At 43.0% G+C, this 19,985-nt stretch carries 18 protein-coding genes and 1 pseudogene; 15 read left to right on the plus strand and 4 right to left on the minus strand.

The window, feature by feature from the left end:
• Positions 1 to 2: 2 nt before the first annotated feature.
• The 4 genes from glmM (at position 3) to JKM87_RS15580 (ending at position 6,083) form a co-directional block, all read left to right on the plus strand.
• Positions 3 to 1,352, plus strand: coding sequence for a phosphoglucosamine mutase (gene glmM / locus JKM87_RS15565; protein ID WP_202081287.1), 1,350 nt, complete (start codon positions 3 to 5; stop codon positions 1,350 to 1,352).
• Between the two features lie 451 nt (positions 1,353 to 1,803).
• Entirely contained in the window at positions 1,804 to 3,609 is a 1,806-nt protein-coding gene (gene glmS, locus JKM87_RS15570) for a glutamine--fructose-6-phosphate transaminase (isomerizing) (RefSeq protein ID WP_202081288.1), read from the plus strand.
• 1,238 nt (positions 3,610 to 4,847) lie between these two features.
• Entirely contained in the window at positions 4,848 to 5,120 is a 273-nt protein-coding gene (locus JKM87_RS15575) for an arginase family protein (RefSeq protein ID WP_202081289.1), read from the plus strand.
• 261 nt (positions 5,121 to 5,381) lie between these two features.
• Entirely contained in the window at positions 5,382 to 6,083 is a 702-nt protein-coding gene (locus JKM87_RS15580) for a metal-dependent hydrolase (RefSeq protein WP_202081290.1), read from the plus strand.
• A 156-nt stretch (positions 6,084 to 6,239) separates the two neighbouring features.
• Here JKM87_RS15580 and JKM87_RS15585 read toward each other — a convergent pair whose 3' ends face one another.
• Positions 6,240 to 6,686 carry an SRPBCC family protein gene (locus JKM87_RS15585; RefSeq protein WP_202081291.1) on the minus strand — a complete coding sequence of 149 codons (447 nt, stop codon included), beginning with the start codon at positions 6,684 to 6,686 and terminating at the stop codon, positions 6,240 to 6,242.
• A gap of 233 nt (positions 6,687 to 6,919) precedes the next feature.
• On the opposite strand from JKM87_RS15585, the gene JKM87_RS15590 reads away from it, so the two are divergent.
• From JKM87_RS15590 to JKM87_RS15600, 3 genes are all read left to right on the plus strand, one after another.
• Entirely contained in the window at positions 6,920 to 7,327 is a 408-nt protein-coding gene (locus JKM87_RS15590; RefSeq protein ID WP_236838875.1) for a hypothetical protein, read from the plus strand.
• A gap of 90 nt (positions 7,328 to 7,417) precedes the next feature.
• Positions 7,418 to 8,488 carry a flavin-containing monooxygenase gene (locus tag JKM87_RS15595; RefSeq protein ID WP_236838876.1) on the plus strand — a complete coding sequence of 357 codons (1,071 nt, stop codon included), beginning with the start codon at positions 7,418 to 7,420 and terminating at the stop codon, positions 8,486 to 8,488.
• Between the two features lie 204 nt (positions 8,489 to 8,692).
• Complete coding sequence (locus tag JKM87_RS15600; RefSeq protein ID WP_202081292.1) at positions 8,693 to 9,154, plus strand: VOC family protein; 462 nt, start codon at positions 8,693 to 8,695, stop codon at positions 9,152 to 9,154.
• 61 nt (positions 9,155 to 9,215) lie between these two features.
• Here the strand turns inward: JKM87_RS15600 and JKM87_RS15605 are convergent, their stop codons facing one another.
• Both JKM87_RS15605 and JKM87_RS15610 read right to left on the minus strand, forming a co-directional pair.
• Positions 9,216 to 10,139, minus strand: coding sequence for an NADP-dependent oxidoreductase (locus JKM87_RS15605; RefSeq protein ID WP_236838877.1), 924 nt, complete (start codon positions 10,137 to 10,139; stop codon positions 9,216 to 9,218).
• Positions 10,136 to 11,548, minus strand: a complete 1,413-nt coding sequence (locus tag JKM87_RS15610; protein ID WP_236838888.1) for an MFS transporter — start codon at positions 11,546 to 11,548, stop codon at positions 10,136 to 10,138. Before JKM87_RS15610 ends, JKM87_RS15605 begins: the two co-directional genes overlap by 4 nt.
• Positions 11,549 to 11,684: 136 nt before the next feature.
• On the opposite strand from JKM87_RS15610, the gene JKM87_RS15615 reads away from it, so the two are divergent.
• On the plus strand, positions 11,685 to 12,605 hold the full coding sequence (locus tag JKM87_RS15615; RefSeq protein ID WP_202081294.1) for a LysR family transcriptional regulator: 921 nt from the start codon (positions 11,685 to 11,687) through the stop codon (positions 12,603 to 12,605).
• A gap of 115 nt (positions 12,606 to 12,720) precedes the next feature.
• On the opposite strand, the gene blaOXA is transcribed toward JKM87_RS15615, so the two are convergent.
• Complete coding sequence (gene blaOXA / locus JKM87_RS15620) at positions 12,721 to 13,521, minus strand: class D beta-lactamase (RefSeq protein WP_202081313.1); 801 nt, start codon at positions 13,519 to 13,521, stop codon at positions 12,721 to 12,723.
• A gap of 552 nt (positions 13,522 to 14,073) precedes the next feature.
• Here blaOXA and nikA point away from each other — a divergent pair.
• From nikA to JKM87_RS15655, 7 genes and pseudogenes are all read left to right on the plus strand, one after another.
• Positions 14,074 to 15,627, plus strand: a complete 1,554-nt coding sequence (gene nikA, locus JKM87_RS15625) for a nickel ABC transporter substrate-binding protein (RefSeq protein WP_202081295.1) — start codon at positions 14,074 to 14,076, stop codon at positions 15,625 to 15,627.
• Between the two features lie 84 nt (positions 15,628 to 15,711).
• The gene (gene nikB / locus JKM87_RS15630) at positions 15,712 to 16,665 is read left to right on the plus strand and encodes a nickel ABC transporter permease (protein WP_236838879.1); all 954 of its coding nucleotides are present in this window, start codon (positions 15,712 to 15,714) and stop codon (positions 16,663 to 16,665) included.
• A complete protein-coding gene (gene nikC / locus JKM87_RS15635) occupies positions 16,662 to 17,510 on the plus strand; it encodes a nickel transporter permease (protein ID WP_202081296.1) in 849 nt (282 codons plus the stop codon). The genes nikB and nikC overlap by 4 nt, the downstream gene beginning before the upstream one ends.
• On the plus strand, positions 17,507 to 18,325 hold the full coding sequence (locus JKM87_RS15640; protein ID WP_202081297.1) for an ATP-binding cassette domain-containing protein: 819 nt from the start codon (positions 17,507 to 17,509) through the stop codon (positions 18,323 to 18,325). The genes nikC and JKM87_RS15640 overlap by 4 nt, the downstream gene beginning before the upstream one ends.
• Positions 18,322 to 19,095: an ABC transporter ATP-binding protein gene (locus JKM87_RS15645; protein ID WP_202081298.1), complete on the plus strand. Its 774-nt coding sequence runs from the start codon at positions 18,322 to 18,324 to the stop codon at positions 19,093 to 19,095. Before JKM87_RS15640 ends, JKM87_RS15645 begins: the two co-directional genes overlap by 4 nt.
• 77 nt (positions 19,096 to 19,172) lie before the next feature.
• Positions 19,173 to 19,445 (plus strand): annotated as a pseudogene (locus JKM87_RS15650) (MATE family efflux transporter); the annotation flags it as partial.
• 259 nt (positions 19,446 to 19,704) lie between these two features.
• A partial coding sequence (locus tag JKM87_RS15655) for an MFS transporter (RefSeq protein ID WP_202081299.1) occupies positions 19,705 to 19,985 on the plus strand: 281 nt, incomplete at its 3' end.

Genomic DNA, 19,985 nt, shown 5'->3' on the forward strand with positions numbered 1-19,985 from the left:
CCATGGGGAAGTATTTTGGAACAGATGGTGTCCGTGGCGTGGCCAATCTTGAGCTAACGCCTGAATTAGCATTTAAAATCGGTCGATGTGGAGGTCATGTACTAACCAAGGAAGCCCAAGACCCTAAAGTGCTCATCGGTCGAGATACGAGAGTGTCTGGACAGATGTTGGAAGGGGCATTAATCGCAGGTCTACTATCAGTAGGCATTGAAGTGATGCGTCTCGGTGTCATTTCTACACCAGGGGTGGCTTACTTAACGAAAGCTTTAGGTGCACATGCTGGCGTCATGATCTCTGCTTCCCATAACCCGGTTGCAGATAATGGTATTAAATTTTTCGGGCCAGACGGATTTAAATTACTCGATGAAAAAGAAGAAGAGATCGAGCAACTTTTAGACGCTAATGAAGATACACTCCCACGCCCAACAGGAGAAGCGATCGGTTATGTGAGCGACTACTTTGAAGGTGGGCAGAAGTACATCTCCTACCTTAAGTCGACCGTAAAAAATGACTTTGAAGGCTTACACATCGTGCTAGATTGTGCGCACGGTGCGGCTTCTTCCTTGGCGCCGCAGTTGTTTGGCGACTTGGGTGCCCAAATCACCACGATCGGTTCCAACCCTAATGGCTTTAACATCAATGAAGGTGTCGGATCCACACACATCGAAGCGCTACAGGAAACGGTCAAGGAAAAAGGGGCCGACCTCGGTCTCGCTTTCGATGGTGATGCAGACCGCCTAATCGCTGTTGATGAACACGGTGAAGTGGTCGACGGGGACCAGATCATGTACGTCTGTGCGCTAGCACTGAAAGAAAAAGGGAACCTGCAACAAAACACCGTTGTGGCCACAGTGATGAGCAACCTCGGCTTTTACAAAGCGCTGGAGGCGAAAGGGATTAACGTCGAGACCACCAAAGTAGGTGACCGCTACGTCATGGAAAAAATGCGTGAAGAAGGCTATACCATGGGTGGCGAACAGTCTGGACATATTATCTTCTTAGACTGCAATACAACCGGTGATGGCATGTTGTCCGCCTTACAGCTCGTTAATGTGGTGAAGGAATCAGGACAGTCACTCTCCAATCTGGTGCAAGATCTCACCATCTATCCGCAAACCATGGTGAATGTCCGAGTGACAGACAAATATCGTGTTATGGAAAATACGGCTGTACAGGCGCAAATTGAAAAAGTGGAAAAAGAAATGGACGGTAAAGGACGCGTGCTCGTCCGTGCGTCAGGTACAGAACCCCTCGTCCGTGTTATGGCTGAAGCAGAAGATGCGGTGCGCCTAGACGGTTGGGTGCAATCTATCGCTGACGTTGTCCAACAAGAGCTTGGCTTAGACGATTAAGCGTCTGTCGTTATCTAGCGCAAAGGGGTCACGAGCGACCCCTTTTTTTCATATTGTAAAAGTACCAAGTACCGCCAGAGAATTAAAGGGATTGACGAAAGTCCTAATAAGTGTGGTATATTGGAATTACGACTCAAGAAAGGAAGAGGAGGACCGAGGGAACAACTGCATATCTCAAGCGCCAGGGCTAGGAGGAGACCTAGCTGACGAGGTGGAGGTTTTATCGAGTATTCGGCGGATGCCTCCCTGCAGAACCCGCTGCAGTCAAGTCATGATACAAACCCTAGGGGTGACCCTAAGGTACAAAAATCATGACACGGATGATATGATAAATAATCTAAAATAAACGGAATGATAGGGGATCGCATCCCCTGTAAATCATATAGAGAGAACCATGCGCTCATGTTTACAGTGTGAGCGGTCCCCTATCAACGATAGGAGGAACGCAAACATGTGTGGTATTGTTGGATATATGGGAGCTAAGAACGCGAAGGACGTCGTATTATCAGGATTGAAACGTTTAGAGTATCGTGGATATGACTCCGCAGGTATCTGTGTCGTGAATGACGAGGACGTTAATATATACAAAGAAAAAGGTAAAATCAAAGCACTAGAAAGCTTAATCGGGGACGTTGAGATCGAAGGGACCGTTGGCATTGGCCACACACGTTGGGCCACGCACGGTGCGCCTACTCAGACGAACGCACACCCGCATCAAAGCTACTCTGGTCGATTTACCCTTGTCCATAACGGGATTATTGAGAACTATCAAGAGCTGAAGGATCAGTACGTGCCGAAGGTTGAACGCTTAAGTGAGACGGACACGGAGATTATTGTTCACCTTATCGATGCCTTCAGTCAAAAAGGGTACGAAACAGAAGACGCGTTCCGTCAGGTACTCAATCTCCTAGACGGTTCATACGCGATTGCCCTCATAGACCGTGAAGACACGTCTAAGATTTATGCGGCGAAGAACAAGAGTCCGCTTTTGGCCGGGATTACCGAGAACGGAGAAAACATGGTCGCCAGTGACGCAACAGCGATGATTCACGTCACAAACGAATTCAAGGAACTTAGAGATCTTGAGTACGTCGTTTTTGATCGTGACACTCTAACGATTAAGAACTATGACGGCGAGATCATCGACCGTGAAACGTACACCGTCGACTGGGATATCAGCTCCGTTGAAACGGGTCAATACGACCACTTCATGCTGAAGGAAATCGATGAACAACCGACCGTGATGCGTAACATCATCAGTCAATACCAAGACGAAGACGGACAGCTCAATATCGGTAAAGAGTTGGATGGACTCAGTGTGCCTCGACGCGTACACATCGTTGCCTGCGGAACCAGTTATCATGCGGGGCTAGTCGGTAAAAGTATTATCGAGAACATCGCCCGTATCCCAACTGAAGTGCATATCGCTTCTGAATATATGTACGCTAACCCGATTATTGAAGACGATGTTCTATTTATCTTCATTAGTCAATCTGGGGAAACGGCAGACTCTCGCGGTGTGCTGAACCAAGTGAAAGAACAAGGCCACCGTACCTTGACGATCACGAACGTGCAAGGCAGTACGCTCTACCGTGAAGCAGACTATAAGCTCCTCACGCACGCAGGACCTGAGATTGCAGTTGCTTCTACCAAAGCGTACACGGCTCAAATTGCTGTTATGGCTCTATTTGCCATCTACCTAGAAGCAGAGCAGAACCTAGAGAACAACATCGACATGTTCCATGAGCTCAGAACGATCTCAACAGCGATGGAACAGCTGAAGGACATGAAAGACAAAGCGAAAGACATTGTCGATGAGTATCTCACAGGTGTACGCAGCTGCTTCTTCATCGGTCGTCAAGCAGACTATAACGTTGTTATCGAGGGTGCATTGAAGCTGAAGGAAATCTCCTATATCCAAGCGGAAGGATACGCAGGAGGAGAGCTGAAGCACGGGACCATTGCCCTTATTGAAGACGGCACCCCAGTCTTCACCGTCATTACCGACCCACAGATCGCTAAGAATACGCGGAGTAATGCACAAGAAGTAGAAGCACGCGGCGCAAACACATGCACCATCGTGGCCAAAGGATTAGATCGTGAAGGAGACGCATGGGTATTACCGGACGTTCATCCGTTACTCACACCACTCGTCTCTGTCATCCCACTACAGCTGATTTCTTACTACGCTGCCCTCCAACGCGGCTGCGACGTCGATAAGCCAAGAAACTTGGCGAAGTCAGTGACAGTGGAGTAAGTGAAGCACCTATCATTCCTAAGTTTTGTTGAGTAATAAAAAAGTTGTTTAATTTATAATAAAGTCTTTAATTCATAATAAAGTTGTTTAAAAAACGCATGTTGGAGTATACCTTAATTAACTCCGAACATGCGTTTTTTTTGGAAGTAGAGGTGATTTTGTCTTGAATACAACTGATTTAATGTCTTGAATTGGCTGGGGATATCGATTCGACTGGTAGTATTGGGGCCGTTGATTATTTCCAGTCGAAGAAAAAGAGAATTTTCAGAGGGAGAATAAAAGAGTCTTGTTTTTATGGTTACAATAATTTAAGTATTATTCCATTAACGAGCCAGATTGTTGAATAGAAGGAATCTGGAAATGGACTGCGAAAATGACGATTAAATACGGGTCCCATTTTGCTTAAAATGCAAAAAAATACGGGGGTTATAGAATACAATCATTGTATAATGGGTCCCATCGGATTGAGGTAAAAGGAATGGATTTTGAAGTGTTTGCAGGGGATTTAGTGGTAATTTCGATATCATTTTTATAATTTATATGTTTACAATTGTGCCCTACCTGAGTATAATATGAATTACAGAGGATATACTAATTGACGGTATTGAGATTCAATCAGACACAATTATGGGATGAAGGCAGGGGTGGCTCCTCTGTCTTCTTTCGTTTATAGGGGTGTCCCCTCTTCACCAACATTCACACACTCCCTGGAGGATTTGAGGTTTATGGGTAAGACCTCAGGACGGTTGGCTAGACCGGAGAACGTTAGATTCGAGTTAAACACCCCTACATGTTACAGAACGGTAAACAGTATAACAATTGCAGTTACAAGTTTAACTACCGCAATAAGTAGGTCGAGCGTTTTGACGGTTATTGATTTCAATCAAACTCCCTCCTTTGCTGAGAAATTCGGGAGTGTTCCTTAGGGAATATTTTACCACAGAAAAAATGGCAAATTAACACATTGTATTAATAATTTTTAGTATACGAAAACACATGTGCTGTTTCGTATTTTTTTTGCCGTAATTTCATTCATCACTCGACCCTAGAGCTACAAAGATATGACCTAAACCGACATATCCGGAGGAAAAAGGTTTATAATGATGGGGCTCTTAATGGTAACGTGTTGGCTTCTTTTTCGATTGATCTAGCAGATGATGTAGAAGGGGTTCTGGACACTAAGGGATTTGCAGAATATTAGTCGGAAGTACGCTTGCTTTAGCACGTAAAGATTTGGTTTGATTCATCTTGATGCGCATCCAGACTATTACCACAGGGGAAATAAAACATATGCTGTTGCTGGAGGCATGGCTTTAGCCATTATAACGGGAAAAGGCACAGACATTTTATCGAATTTAGAGAACCGGAAACCTTATGTTAAAAGTAAACATGTACTTACATTAGGTTACCGTGAATCTGATCCTGAGCAAGATATTATTGCAGAAGCCGAGATGGATGAGATTTCTTGTTGGAGTGCCGAATACGTAGTGCGGGGCATTATACTGCAGTAAAATGATCAAAGATGAGCCAATGAGTAACATTTCAAAAGCCCAGTAAATGAAAAGTGGAACTGTTGAAAGATGCGGCTTTTCGCCATCTTTTTATTGAAAAAATGTATTGAAAAACGTAAAATAGTAGACTCAACTTTCGCCATGAAAATTGAACTGCACTTTTTAATCAAATTCCAAATTCAGTAAGAGGTTTGTAGCATATATTAATTATGCATATCCATAACATCACTTATGATGTAAGTGTTATGCGGGGAGGATGAAATGGAATATCTCATACATACAATACTGCACTTTTTGGTAGGTGTCAGTATGTCCTATATTTTGTTTAACAAGGATGTCTTATCGAAGAAAAAACGAAGCATCATGTTTTTGTTTGGAGGGGCAGCTGCTGTTTCACCAGATATCACAAAGTTTTTTGGCGATTTATTCGGTCACGCCATTTTTTCAGTACCACTGTTTGGCTTACTCTTTACCGTAGCTTTTCGTATCTTTATTAAAGATTTTTCATTTGTGAAGACCTTTATTACTTTTTCAATAACTGTTTTAATGGGTCATATTTTTATAGATTATATTGGAAATGGCGTAGCCTTTCTCTTTCCTTTTGTTAAAAGAGAATTTGATTTTCATATCATCGCCAGTGTGGATTTTGTGATGATCATCACTTTGCTTATCAGCGTTATTATTGGATTGTTTCATCATAAAGGTAGAGTCATGATTCTTACGGGTTCGATCTTGATCTGTTTATATCTTGGACTTCTGTCAACTTCTAAAGTCCAACTTGAACATACATTAAAAAATAAATATGGTGCTGAGGAAGTACAACTGCTACTGACCTATCCAAGTCATAGTCAATGGGGTCGTTGGAATTTCCAAGTAAGGACTGATGAGGTATGGGTAAATGGTTATTCTCCCATTCATAAGACAGACATCAATTTCGAAAGTGAAAGGGAAGTAAGATCTTAAAATAAATTCTTCACTAAAGGGGGGCGTTTCTGTAGGAAGCAGGAACGCTCTTTCACTAAAGAAGCAGGCAACAAAAAGGTTGTCGAGGTGCTTGATATCGACAACCTCTTTTCAATCAATAATGGAACGGCAGATAAATGACCCTTTACAGCAAGTTTACTTGGCAATAGACGTTTTAGTGTTAAGCTCACTATACTTTTTAAAATTGTCTAAAATCGCTTGCCAGCCTTCTTTTTGCATCTCAATCTCATTGGTATTTTCTGCTTCAAACGCTTCAGTTACTCTAGTCTGGTTGCCAAGACTAACAAAAGTAACAGTCGTCTTTCGTCCATCTTCAAGAGAGAATGCAATACATTCATTTTTTCTCACTTCATCATAAACGCCAGCAAAATCGAATCCAAAACTGCCATCCTTTGCTTCCATTCTTGTAACAAATTTTCCGCCAACCCGTAAATCATTGTCGGCTTTTGGTGCATGCCATTCGTCAGTAGCAAAACACCATTGTGTTATATGCTTTGGTTCTGTCCAATACTCCCAGACTTCCTCGACAGGTGCATGAACTGTCGTTTCTACTGTTATCGTTACAGGTTTACTTGATCCCATTACATGACCTCCAAATATGATATTTCAAAATTTTAATTTTACCTACATCTAGAGTAGCATATAAGGGAGACCAGGGTTTCTTTTAGATTGCTGTTTTAGTACTCCAAGTATAGTACATATCTTAGATAAGCAGGAGTTTTTCACTAAATAAGCACGTTGATTAAGCAATAATTGAAAAAGACAATTTAAAAGCTAGAGTTATGCTAATATAGTAAATAAAAAGGGCAGGGATTATGATGATTAGAAAATGGCTGAAGTGGATCATAATACGCATTCCAGTGGCTTTATTTTTAATTTTTGCGTTAACATTTGTACCCCATAAAGTCGTAAATTTAGACCCAAATCATGTTTCTAAGATAACAGTTTTTGATGGGAACACTGGTCATGAAATCGAGATTACTGAAGAAAGCGACATCAACCATATTATTAATAATTTGAATGGGGTCACTTTCCAAAAAGGGAAGCCTTCATTTGGGGTGATGGGTTATAGGTTTAGAACAACCATTTTTGATGATGAAGGGAAAAAGATCAAAGAACTAACAATAAATTCAGACGCTACAATAAGGTACAAGGGGTTTTTCCATACATCAGTCAATCATGCAATCGACTATGATTATATAGAGGAGTTGGTTAGTAAATAAAACTTATAGAGGTAACTAGAACGAGGAGAATTGGAAGGTCTAACCTGGACGATCACTGAAATCCTTAGAAAGTATGGCGAACTTTAGAAATTGGAAGTGGTTAAAATTAAAAATCTTGATGTCATCGTTATTGGAGCTGGACAAGCCGGTTTATCTATGAGCTATTATTTGAAACAGGAAAATATTCGCCACATTGTAGTAGATGCACATGATCAAGTAGGGGATTCTTGGAGAAAGAGATACGATTCTTTAGTGTTGTTTACACCTCGTAGTTATAGTTCATTACCTCAACTTGATCTTGAGGGAAACCCAGTTGAATACCCTTCAAAAGACGATGTGGCCAACTACTTATCCATATATGCTGAAAAGTTTGATTTACCTATTAAAATGAATACAGAAGTGATCTCCATAAAAGAACAATCAAACCAAAAGATTGTCATAACCTCACAAGCTACTTACCATGCAAAAATAGTCGTGGTTGCAACTGGTCCTTTTCAGACGCCATTTGTTCCAAAAATGGCTAAGAATTTGGACTCAAACGTTTATCAAGTTCATTCCTCCAAGTATAAGAACCCATCCGAATTAAACCGAGGGACTACCTTAATTGTTGGGGCTGGAAACTCGGGATTACAAATAGCGACGGAGATTGCTAAACACAAGAAAGTTTACGTTTCAGAAGGTCGTAAGCGAAAGGTTTTACCAAAGAAGATACTAAATAAGAGTATTTTTTGGTGGTTTGAAAAACTTAAAATATCCGATGTGTCCAATGATTCAAAAATAGGACAGCTCATTAGAAACAATGACCCAATTATCGGTAAAGAACATAGAAAGTATGTTAAAAGTGGTCAGATAATACAGAAAAAAAGATTAGACAAAATACAAGGAAACAATGTCATTTTTGAAAACAAGGAGTCATTAGAGATCGATAATGTCATTTGGTGTACAGGGTTTTGTTTTGACTATTCCTGGATTAATATTAGCGGAGTTGTAAGTAATTCCGGTCAGCCAAAACATAAACGTGGTATAAGCCCCGTCAAAGGTTTATATTTTCTAGGCTTGTCGTGGCAACATACTAGAGGATCAGCGTTGTTATTAGGGGTTTCAAAGGATGCAAAATATTTAATTGATAAAATTAAAAAAGATCTTCTGGCGGTCATTTGATCAAAAAAATGGAGCGAGGGTGTTTTTGATGACAAATAGTAAAAAGAGTCGTAAGGTGGATGGATTCATAAAAAAAGCCAAAAGGTCTGAAACGCGAAAGTCAAGAATTGAAAAATATGTGCAGCACATTCTCAATGGAAAGGGTTTAAATGATGTGTAAAATAAAGTAAACTGTGTCGAATAATAAGTGAAGGAGTTCTTATTATGATTAAAGGATTATATGAAGCGCATTTGCCGGTCAAAGATTTGAAAAATTCAATTATATTTTATGAAAACTTGGGATTGGAGCTCGCTTGGCAAAGCGAGACCGTAGCCTTTTTCTGGATTGTTAAGGGGGAAAGCTGGCTGGGATTATGGGAAGGAGAAGAATATAAAACACCGTATGCTCCCTCGCTAAGGCATGTTGCGTTTACTATTGATTACAACGATATGAAAAACGCTGTAGAATGGTTAAGGAATAAAGGGATTTCGGCAGTCCCATTTGGAAATAGAACGTCAGTTGAACCGTTTGTAAGGCCATACCAAGGCAACGCTTCCGTTTATTTTAAAGACTTAGATGGTAATAGCTTAGAGTTTATGTGCTACATAGAGGTGCCAGATCATTTAAAAGATATTAATGAGCACCGCTCCTTACAAGAGTGGGAAAAACGACTAGCTGAAAGTTAGCATTTAGCGAAATGAAGCTGCCTAGTGGGCTCATTGATTATACAAATAATCGATCGATTCTTTAATCCCCCACAACAAAAACGACTTTTCCATAGCCATGGCCAACGTCTACTTCACGATGTGCCTCTATCGCTTCACCGAGGTTGAAAGTTTTCCGAACGTGGACACGGAGTGTGCCATTATCCACCAACTGCGTGAGTTTATTAAGACGAGCCTGCGATCGTTCACCACGTATGACTTTCACACCAGTTTTTTTAGCGAGGTGGCGTGAAGCGGTTGTGATAATCCGGTCTTTAGAAGGGACGAGTACAAGTGAGGCATGCAAAGCTTCGGGTCCTGCGGCATCAATTGCGGCATCAACCCCTTGAGGCGTTAATTGTTTCACTCTCTGGACTAAACCCTCCCCATACGTCACCGGCGTAGCGCCTAATGCACGTAGATAATCATGATTAGCCTCACTAGCAGTCCCTATCACTTCTGCACCTATTTCTTTAGCAAGCTGTACGGCCATTGTCCCCACGCCACCTGCTGCGGCGTGAATGAGCAGCGTATCTCCTCTCGAGACACCGATTTCCTCAAGTGCCATTAGTGCGGTTTGCCCCGACCCTGATAGGGCCCCTGCTTGAGCCCAGCTCATTTTATTAGGTTTTCTGACGACTTGGCTCGGATCGACGACAACATACTCGGCATGTGCGGACAGCATCGTCCAACCGATCACCTCTTCCCCTTGTCTTATTGCCTTCACATCCGATCCAACTTTATCGACAATGCCAGCAAACTCATTACCTAGGAGCTGTGGAGAATCGATAGTCATCTCTTTAAAAAAACCACTTCTTATCTTCGTATCGACAGGCTGTAAACCAGCAGCTTTTACCTTTATACGAATTTGATCCCTTTCCATTTTCGGCACGGTTACACGCGCCAGTCGCATGACCTCAGCATCCCCAAACTGATTAAAAACAGCTGCCTTCATTTCTTTAGTCATGAATGTATGCCTCCTTTTATATTTTCATTGTGTCCATTACGGTACATCCAGTGGTAAAGCAAGACTAGATTGACTAAGGTTAAAGCAAAAAATAGCAAATACACATTACTGTATACTCCTGAGCCTCCAAAGGGCGCCAAAGGATTAACAGGAATGCCACTTATCTGATCAAGCAAAGTGGAAGCGACAGCACCACTAATAGCTGTCGATAAAAAGTTGTTCAGACTATAAACGCCCATGCCAATACCTGAAACATGACTATTCATTGTGCTAGATACCCAATTGACTAATGTGGGTTGCATAAAAATATAGCCCACACTAGTAAAAACAAGGCAAACTGCAACACCTATTGCGGAATATCCTGATATAGACGACAAAGCGATAAGACCACTGCTAATGAGAAAGATGGCGAGTGACATCACAAATCGGTTTCCTTTGCGATCGATCATTTTCCCGCCGAAATAGCCTAAAAGAGCGGCACTCATGGCACCAGGAAAAAGGAGTAAACCGATCCGTGTTTCATTCAGTTTATAAACTTGACTAAAGAGAAGAGGTGTAATGATTAAAACACCGAAATTGACTGCTGCATTGATCGCCCCCATGAGTAATCCACGAAGATAATCACGGTTTCGGAATAACTTTAAAGGAATTAACGGTGAAGATGATCTTTTTTGCTGTGTGATAAAAAGGAACAATGCACACATACTTATGAGTAGAGGTACAATGTTGAGCATGGTGATGGACAGCATGAAACTGACAATCGTGATGACAAGTAAAGCAGCAGCAACGTAATTGAGCTTAGTTGTCTTTTTAAGATCTTCTGTAGGCAACCACCTGTAAGCCAAAGGTAATGTCAAAATATTCGCTAGCGAGAATACAAACAACGCTTTCCAATGCCAAGCCCCCACTATAAAACCTCCGATAATGGGCCCCACAGCACCGGAAAAAGCTAATACTGCCGAAACGATTCCAAGTGCGCGGCCTCGGCGTTCTGCTTTAACGAAGCGAATAGGAATGAGCATCGATAACGTTGGAATAGATGAGGCACCAATCCCTTGCAAAAGGCGACTCACAATTAATAAATAAAAATGTTGAGAGGCTAGCCCCACGATTGAACCTATAGAAAAAAATATAATCCCAAATAACGTCAGTTTTCTAATACCATATAAGTCTGCTAATTTGCCATAAACTAAAGCGCCAATCGCGTATATCATCCCGAAAATCGTGACAACCCAGCTCGTGGCACTTAAACTGACATCGAACTCCCGAGATATATCAGCTAATGCGACGTTGAACATCATGATATTCATCGCTGAAAAAGGAATCATGATACACAGCAGCTGAATCAAACGTTTTTCCCGTGGATTGAATTGAACGTTCTTTGTTGTTTGATTATGAGGGGATACCATTTGTTTCACTGTGGTTGCGCCTCCAAACTTTTTTCTTTTGCTCAGCTCCATTATAATGTTGAGGACACATAAATAAAAATTTATATTTAATTATGTTAGCATAAGCAATTGATTATAATGATAAGGAGGGCTATGTATGGACTTGCTTCAACTAAAGTATTTTCAAAAGGTGGCCCAACTCAAGCATATAACCCAAGCAGCCCAGGAGCTCCATATTACTCAGCCTGCACTAAGTCAAACGATTGCTAAGTTGGAAAAGGATCTTGGGGTCCCCTTATTTAATCGAGAGGAAAGGCGCATTCAGTTAAATCGTTATGGCGAAGCCTTTTTAGCAAAAGTGAACATTGCATTAAATGCACTAGAGGAAGGGAGAAGAGAAATTGACGATATGGCGGGGTTAAATCAAGGAAAAATAGCCTTGGACACGACCTTTATCCCGCACTTTCCTAATGTAATCAATCAATTTACTGAGCAATATCCGAATGTTAGCTTTGATATTTCACACGCTCCTTCACAGGAAATAAAGGAAGCGTTGCTGGTAAAAGGAGAGATAGACTTCTGTATCACGTGTCACCCAATTGAGTATAAAGGGTTTCAAAATGTCCCGATACAAAAAGAGAAGATTGTACTCGCTGTCCCGAGAACGCACCCCTTTGCTGAGACTTCCCATATAGAACTTGGGGCAGCATCAAGTGAACCGTTTATTGGTTTTAGAAAGGGACGTCAATTTCGACAAATGACAGATGATTTATGTCTAGAAGCTGGATTTGAAGCAAATATTGTGTGTGAAACAGATGAACCCCAAATCATCAATGACTTGGTTGCATCAAGACTTGGGATCGCCTTACTTCCTCAATCGTTACTGGATGATAACGAGTTAACAACCCATGTACATATTAAAAAACCAGCTGCTGAGCGAATCTATTATTTATCATGGAAGGAAGGACGATATATATCGCGTGCAGCCCAAACATTTCGTGATTTTCTGATTGAGCACTTTACCCGGCTAGAAAACGAATCAACTCATAACAAACCAGGGCAAAACGACGGTAGGTAACAATTTATAAAAACTTTAGAACTTCCTCCTATACTGAACCTATATACAAGAAAAGGTTTTATAAATACCAAATAATGAGACAAAAAGGGTGCGATGAACGCACCCTAAATATGTTTTAATCTGTTATCAAATGATACGCTTTTAAAATATCAATCGTCGTCTTTTTGGCATCTGCTGATGTACTGGCCATATTAGTGGCAAAAGCGTACGCTTGATTCTCTGTTTTAATAAACCCAACGTACCAACCTATCCCTGACCCTTGACCGGTTTTCGCATAAAGAATGTAGTCGTCCCCATCCCCTTCCATCTGAATCATCATCCGTTTCACGGTTTTCATGACATCTTGATCAAATGGAAGGTCTTCATGATACAAAGCCTCCATGAAACGAGCTTGTTCTATTGGTGTAATTTGCAGTGAGCTACTTAACCAAAATTGGTCTATGCCACCACTAATATCTTGGTTGCCGTATGTTATGTTGTCAATCCACTCCTGCATACGTTCCTCTCCAATATCACGGGCCATCGCTCGATAATACCAAACAACGGAGTGTCTTAGCCCAGACCCGAGTGTATGGTCTTGATTCCATACCTCAATGGCTCTCTCTTTTCCGTCCCAATATTTGATATCATATTCATCTACTACAGCCCCGACCTGTAACCCGATAAGAGAATGAGGGACTTTAAATGTGGATTGGGGGGCAAACGCTTGATTGGCTCGCTCTTCGTTGTAGATATAAGTCGATTCTTTGTTCATATCTCGAAAAACAAAAGTGCCATCCTTTCCTTCAAAAAATTGATCGACCTCCATATGGTTGACATTTAACGGCTTATCTTGGTTACTGGCTGCTTGGGTCGGTTGCTCCTCAAGAACAGTACAACCAGTCAAAAAAAGACCAAGTATAGCAAGTAGGGCCATCCGTTTAATTTTCAATATTCTGTCTCCTCTCATTTCAAGTGATTAAAATCTAATAGATCTTGCAATGCCATAGAACGCGTTCTGGGTAAGGCTCTAGCACTTTTAGTTTCTTCTTCTTTGTATTCTTGCCAACATGTTTAGCTATTCAAATATTACACTTGTAATATTTTCGTGTCAAGGATTTACCTTTTTTCTCTGCTTCAATGAATTGAATGAAGCAAGTTGACTCCGTAATGACTTAGGGTGAAGGCTTAGCCAAATTTGTGCGTGATCGATGGCCTATTTTGTGGGACACAACAAATGTATGGTCGGGACGAAACACACCCCTGTAGGTTGAAAGGCCTATACGGGTGTGTTTTTTTTTGGACTTTAAAATAATCTAATAGTCGATGAATCGTGTCCTACACCAAAAAATTAGAAGTAATCACATTGTCTTATTTACAAAACTAACCATTTGGTATATGATTTAAATCGTAACAATTATTATTTATAATTCTAAATGGGATGTAGTACATGAGAGAGCTATCAGAGAAAAAGAGGAGTGGGGGCGTCATGAAAAAACAAATGATTGTTTACATCACGATTTTGATGGTCGGCATGTTCCTATCTGGTTGTTTAAGTGAAGAGGGGACAACCAACATACAGAGGGAAACGGGAAATCAGTCATCTGGTGACCATAAATCTTTAACAGTATTATTCAGTTTCGCTTCAAGTTCATTGGATCCACATCAAGATTGGATGCCAGTGCCGGCAGGAATGGCTGAAACATTAGTTAAGGTTGATGAGAATTTGGAGATACAGCCATGGTTAGCGGAATCATGGGAACAAATCGACGAGAGGACCTGGGTTTTTAACATCCGAGAGGGTGTGAAGTTTCATGATGGCACGAGCGTGGATGCGGAAGCAGTGAAAGCCTCTTTTGAACGAGCAATGGAGGTCAATAGGGCCGTCGCATCCACATTGAAGATAGAGGACATGGAAGCCACAGGGCAAGCGCTCACGTTTATCACATCAGAGCCTTATCCTGCTTTGCTCACTGAATTGGTACATACGAACACGGCGGTGATAAAGGTTGATGCAGAGGACATCGGGACACAGCCGATCGCCACAGGGCCGTTTAAAGTCACTGACTTCACGCCTCAAGTGGAGATTCAGTTAGAACGCTTTGAGGATTACTGGGACGGCATGCCTAATCTCAATGAGGTAACAGTCACCTTTAACTCAGATAGTAACGTGCGCTCCCTTGCCCTGCAGTCAGGGGAAGCAGATATTGCTTTTCATCTATCGCCAGAAGCATTGGAGCCGGTAGAGCTGAGCGAGGATTTACGAATAGAGTCTATAACCAGTTTACGGGCTCACTTCCTCCTTTATAATATGCAGCATCCGGCATTACAAGATCACAACGTGCGTAAAGCATTGGATCTGATCGTGAACAGGCCCGTGATGGTGCGCGAAATCATGAACGGACATGGAACACAAGCCAATGGGCCGTACAATCCCGACTTACCCTTTGCCACTGAACAGGCAGGTGACACGTACGATCCCTCCCTTGCAGAAGCGCTGCTGATTGACGCCGGCTATGATAAAAATGAAGCTGGTTTCATGCAAAAAGACGGTGAACCACTGAGTTTCACTTTAGCCACGTATCAGGGACGTCCTGAGCTACCTGTCATAGCGCAATACCTACAGTCCGAAGCTGCTGCTATAGGAGTAGACATGAATGTTGTCACCGTCGAAAACATTGAAAGCTACCTATGGGAGCAACAGGACGAATGGGACATCGTCACCTACAGTAATATGACCGCTCCTCGGGGGGACGGGGGCTACTTTTTGAATGTCGCTTATGGACCAGACGGCTCTTTAAACCCGGGACACATACATATCCCAGAGCTCAACGATATCAGGCAGCAGTTGAATGCCACGGCTGATAGAGAAGAACGGGTCGCACTACAACAAGCCGCGACAGCCATCATCCAAGATGAGATCCTACATTCCTTTATGCTATATCCCCATATCATTGTGGGGGTACATGAGCGGGTTACGAATTGGCGTCCCGGTGCGGTAGAGTATTATATCATTGACCATAAAATGGACGTGGCATGGTAGGGCATGGGTTGTGTACTATGCCTGTTAAGCCGTGTATTTTCTTTCTAGATTCTTAGCGAGGGACAATGGAGAAGGTGAGCAATCATGCGGAGAATGTTATCTATTATAGGGGCTAGAATGGGGCAGCTGGTCATCATGGTATTCGTGTTATCTTTGGCCACTTTTGTGCTCATGAAGGTCACACCAGGAGACCCGATCAGATCTATACTAAACGTAGACGAGATCGCCACGACCACAGCTGAAGAAGAGCAATTACTCAAAGAGTATGGTTTTGATCAACCTTTACTCACGCAATATACTCAGTGGCTAAAGGGTGTTGTTCAGTTGGATTTAGGCCTATCAATGATATCCTCAGAGCCCGTTTTAGGTATGATCATGAGTCGATTACCTGCCACGCTTGCTTTGACCGCTGGAGGTTTTATGGTTCTCCTATGTATCACAGTGCCCTTAGGTTTAGTAGGGGCATTGTACGAAGGTCGGTGGCCGGATTATGTGACACGCTGGATAGCACTGCTCGGTGCCTCCATTCCGAGTTTTTGGTTAGGGTTGCTGTTCATCTACTTTTTTTCGTTAAAGTTAAACCTGCTCCCCGTTATGGGGATGGGGTCTATCGAACATTATATCCTACCTTCAGTAACACTAGGGATGGCCATGGCGCCCATGTATATTCGCCTACTGAGAGAACGCCTGATTACGACGTTACAAAGCTCGTATATCGAAGCGGCTAGGGCAAGGGGCTTGCGTGAATCTACCATATTGTTCGGACACGCGCTCAAAGGGAGTCTTATGTCTGTGGTCACCTTGTTCGGGTTAAGTATGGGAAGTCTACTGGGGGGCATTACGGTGATTGAAATGCTATTCTCCTGGCCTGGCATGGGAGAACTTATTGTACAAGCCGTGATGGACCGTGACTATCCCGTCATCCAGGGTTACATTCTTATCGTGGGTTGTCTTGTGGTATTGATTAATCTTGTTGTGGATTTGACGTATGGCTTGTTAAACCCCGAGATCCAGCATGGAAAGGAGTGGGCATCATGAGCGTCGCGCAAACCAGAATGACAGCACGTGCGCGTCATCCCAGTTTGATTGTGGGCCTGGTATTGGCGACTTGTCTAGCTATTGTGGCATGCTTTGGTGGCAGCCTTGCCCCCCACGATCCATTTTATGTGGACATGGAAAACAGGCTACAAAGTGCCTCAGTGACTCATTGGTTAGGAACGGACCACCTAGGACGAGATGTTTTCTCCAGGATTGTCTATGGCGCCCAATTGACCGTCGGCCTAAGCGTGTTGGCCATTCTCATGTCTGTCGGCATAGGCGTCCCGATCGGTCTGGTTTCTGGGTATCTAGGTGGGAAGCTGGATGCTTTTTTTATGAGAATAATCGATGGTATTCTGGCTTTTCCTGACTTTATTCTGGCGGTGGCGATCGCTGGCATTTTAGGCCCGAGTTTAACGAATATTATCATGGCCATTGTACTGGTGCGCTGGATTATGTACGCTCGTGTCGTCCGCGGTCTTGTCCTCGCTGAAAAAGAGCAAGCATATGTCCTCGTATCAAGACTCGCTTGTTCCCATCCCTTGAAAACGATTCGGTTGCATATATGGCCGCATGTGTTACCAGATATCATTGTGATGGTTGCCATTGATGTCGGCAAGGTCATACTACTCATCTCTAGCCTGTCCTATATCGGCCTTGGTGCCCAGCCGCCTATGCCAGAGTGGGGGGCCATGCTCAATGATGGGCAAGGATTCTTCCAGGTCAATCCGGCTCTTATGATCTATCCAGGCCTCGCCATCATAATGACCGTACTGTGTTGCCAGTTGCTAGGGGACGGTTTAAAAAGCTACTTCGACATTCGTAAAAGGAGGGGTGAAGGGTGAAGAAACCATTGATCACCATTCAAGATGTACATATCAGCACGCGGACAGGAGAGACTTTAGTCAATCGCCTAAACTTCGAGGTAGCACCTGGGGAGGTGTTAGGTTTGATAGGCGAAAGTGGTAGCGGTAAGAGCTTAACGGCCAAAGCGATTATGGGTCTCCTACCAGAACATTTGTCTGTCCAAGGGCAGGTCTATTACCGTGATCACGATCTGCTCAGTATGCCCTTTGCGAACCGACGCAAATTACTAGGAAAAGAAATTGGGCTCATTTTTCAGGATTACCGTGGGAGCTTCACACCGTTCATCAAAGTGGGCAAACAACTTGTAGAAACGATCGTGACCCATACGAACCTAAGCAAGAAAGAAGCTCAGAAGAAGGTTGACCAGGTCTTAGCGCAAGTGGGGCTCGATCCAGCCCGCGTATATCGCCGTTATCCCTTCCAACTTAGCGGGGGACAAATCCAACGTGCTGCCATCGCCATGGCGCTTGCGCTGAAGCCATCCCTTCTGATATGCGATGAAATCACCACCGCACTAGATGTGATGAACGCTGAAAAAGTCATGAATTATATTGACCAAGTCCAACGTGAAACAGGCTGTGCAGTGCTTTTAATCACTCATGACCTCGCCCAAGCATACAGGCGGACTAACCGGATGTGTGTCATGCATCAAGGGCAAATCGTTGAAAAGGGTGTTCCAGTGCAGATACGTGATAATCCTCAGCATCCGTACACGAAAAGATTAAGCACAAGTCTATTGGCTCTTCCGGAAGAAGAGGCACATAAGAAACGTGAAAGCGTGGGTGTTCTATGAGTCAATTAGTCGTCGATGGTTTAACGAAGATCTACAGTAAGAGTGTACAAGCGTTAGACGATGTGACCTTCCGTGTTAACAAAGGGGAAAGTGTGGGCATTATCGGAGAGAGCGGAAGTGGCAAAAGCACGCTAGCGAAGGTGCTTCTCGGATTAGAAACCTATGCAACAGGACGCGTCATATTTCAGAGAATCACCATTCCCCCAAAGAAGCGCGACCTCATGCGGCAGTATCGACAGAATATGCAGCTGATTGTCCAAGACAGTCACACGGCATTGAATCCCAAGCTGCCAATATGGAAAAGCTTGCTTGAGCCCTTAGATAATTTTAAGGCATTGACACCTTCCTTTATCCCAGCGGAAGGTCTATCCCGTCAAGCTATGGCTGAAGCGCTGTTAGAGAGAGTGGGTTTAGATAAGCGTATGGCGAGACGTTACCCAAGTGAATTAAGTGGTGGGCAGAAGCAGCGGGTCAGTATCGCCAGGGCGGTGAGTATTGAGCCGACGATGTTGATCTGTGATGAACCTACAGCAAGCTTAGATATGACAGTGCAAGTAGACATTCTTAACTTACTAAAAGAGATTCAAAACCAAACGCATATGACCGTCCTTTTCATTTCTCATGATATTCGATCCGTTACTTATCTGTGTGACCGCGTGATGGTACTCAAAGAAGGGAGAATCGTTGACCAGTTTGCTATAGAAGCACTTTATGATCGAGAGCGTCACGCCTACACACAAGCCCTGATTAGAGCGGTAACAGTATCCTGACGTAGTCTTTTTTAACGCAGTAAATCATAATGATAACGATTTATAATAACAGATGAAGCGACAAGGAGATATACGCTATGCGAACGGAATTGAAAGGCCATAAGGATACCACGGAGGTGTTGTCCCACAACGCTTTCTTGATGCTGGCCATTCCCCTGATCATATCGACCTTCACAACACCTTTGTTGGGAGCCGTGGATACCGCTGTGGTGGGTCACTTGAGTCATCCGTCTTACATCGGAGGAGTGGCCGTAGGGACGCTTATCTTTAACACATTATATTGGCTATTAGGATTTTTGCGGCTGAGCACCTCAGGTTTTTCCGCCCAAGCGCACGGTGTTGGAAAAGAACACGACGTCTATATTATCCCAACTACAAGCAGCCTTTACAGACCATGAGCAACCCGTTGGCCAGTCCGACCGCTTGTCACCTTAATATACTCCCTATCTCATTTAATTGTTAAAAAATAGAAAGGAAAGATGCCACTTTTAGCGAAATAGTAAAGAGCAAACGTGAGGCAGCATGTGAGTATCATTTGTACTACAAATCTATCAGCGAAGATTGAGGAGTCTTGACTGGTGATTGTGAGGATTGTGAGGGGGAAACCAAATGAAAAAGCTTTTTGGCAACCGATCATTTTTAATTATGTGGCTAGCACAATTTGCATCGGGATTAGGCAGTACTTTTGCAACCTTTGTGACGTCCGTCCTTGTCTATCACATGACGGGATCAAAAATAGCCATGGGTGGGATTTGGATAGCTTATTTTGTCCCAAAGCTTATCATGTCCATTGTTTCAGGACCATACATTGATCGTCTTGATTATAAAAAGATCATGATCTTTTCTGAATTGGGCTTACCCCTGTCAAGTAGACATTGTAAAAAAAGACT

It is taken from the genome of Caldalkalibacillus salinus, from assembly GCF_016745835.1.
GTDB classification, from domain to species: Bacteria; Bacillota; Bacilli; order Caldalkalibacillales; family JCM-10596; genus Caldalkalibacillus_A; species Caldalkalibacillus_A salinus.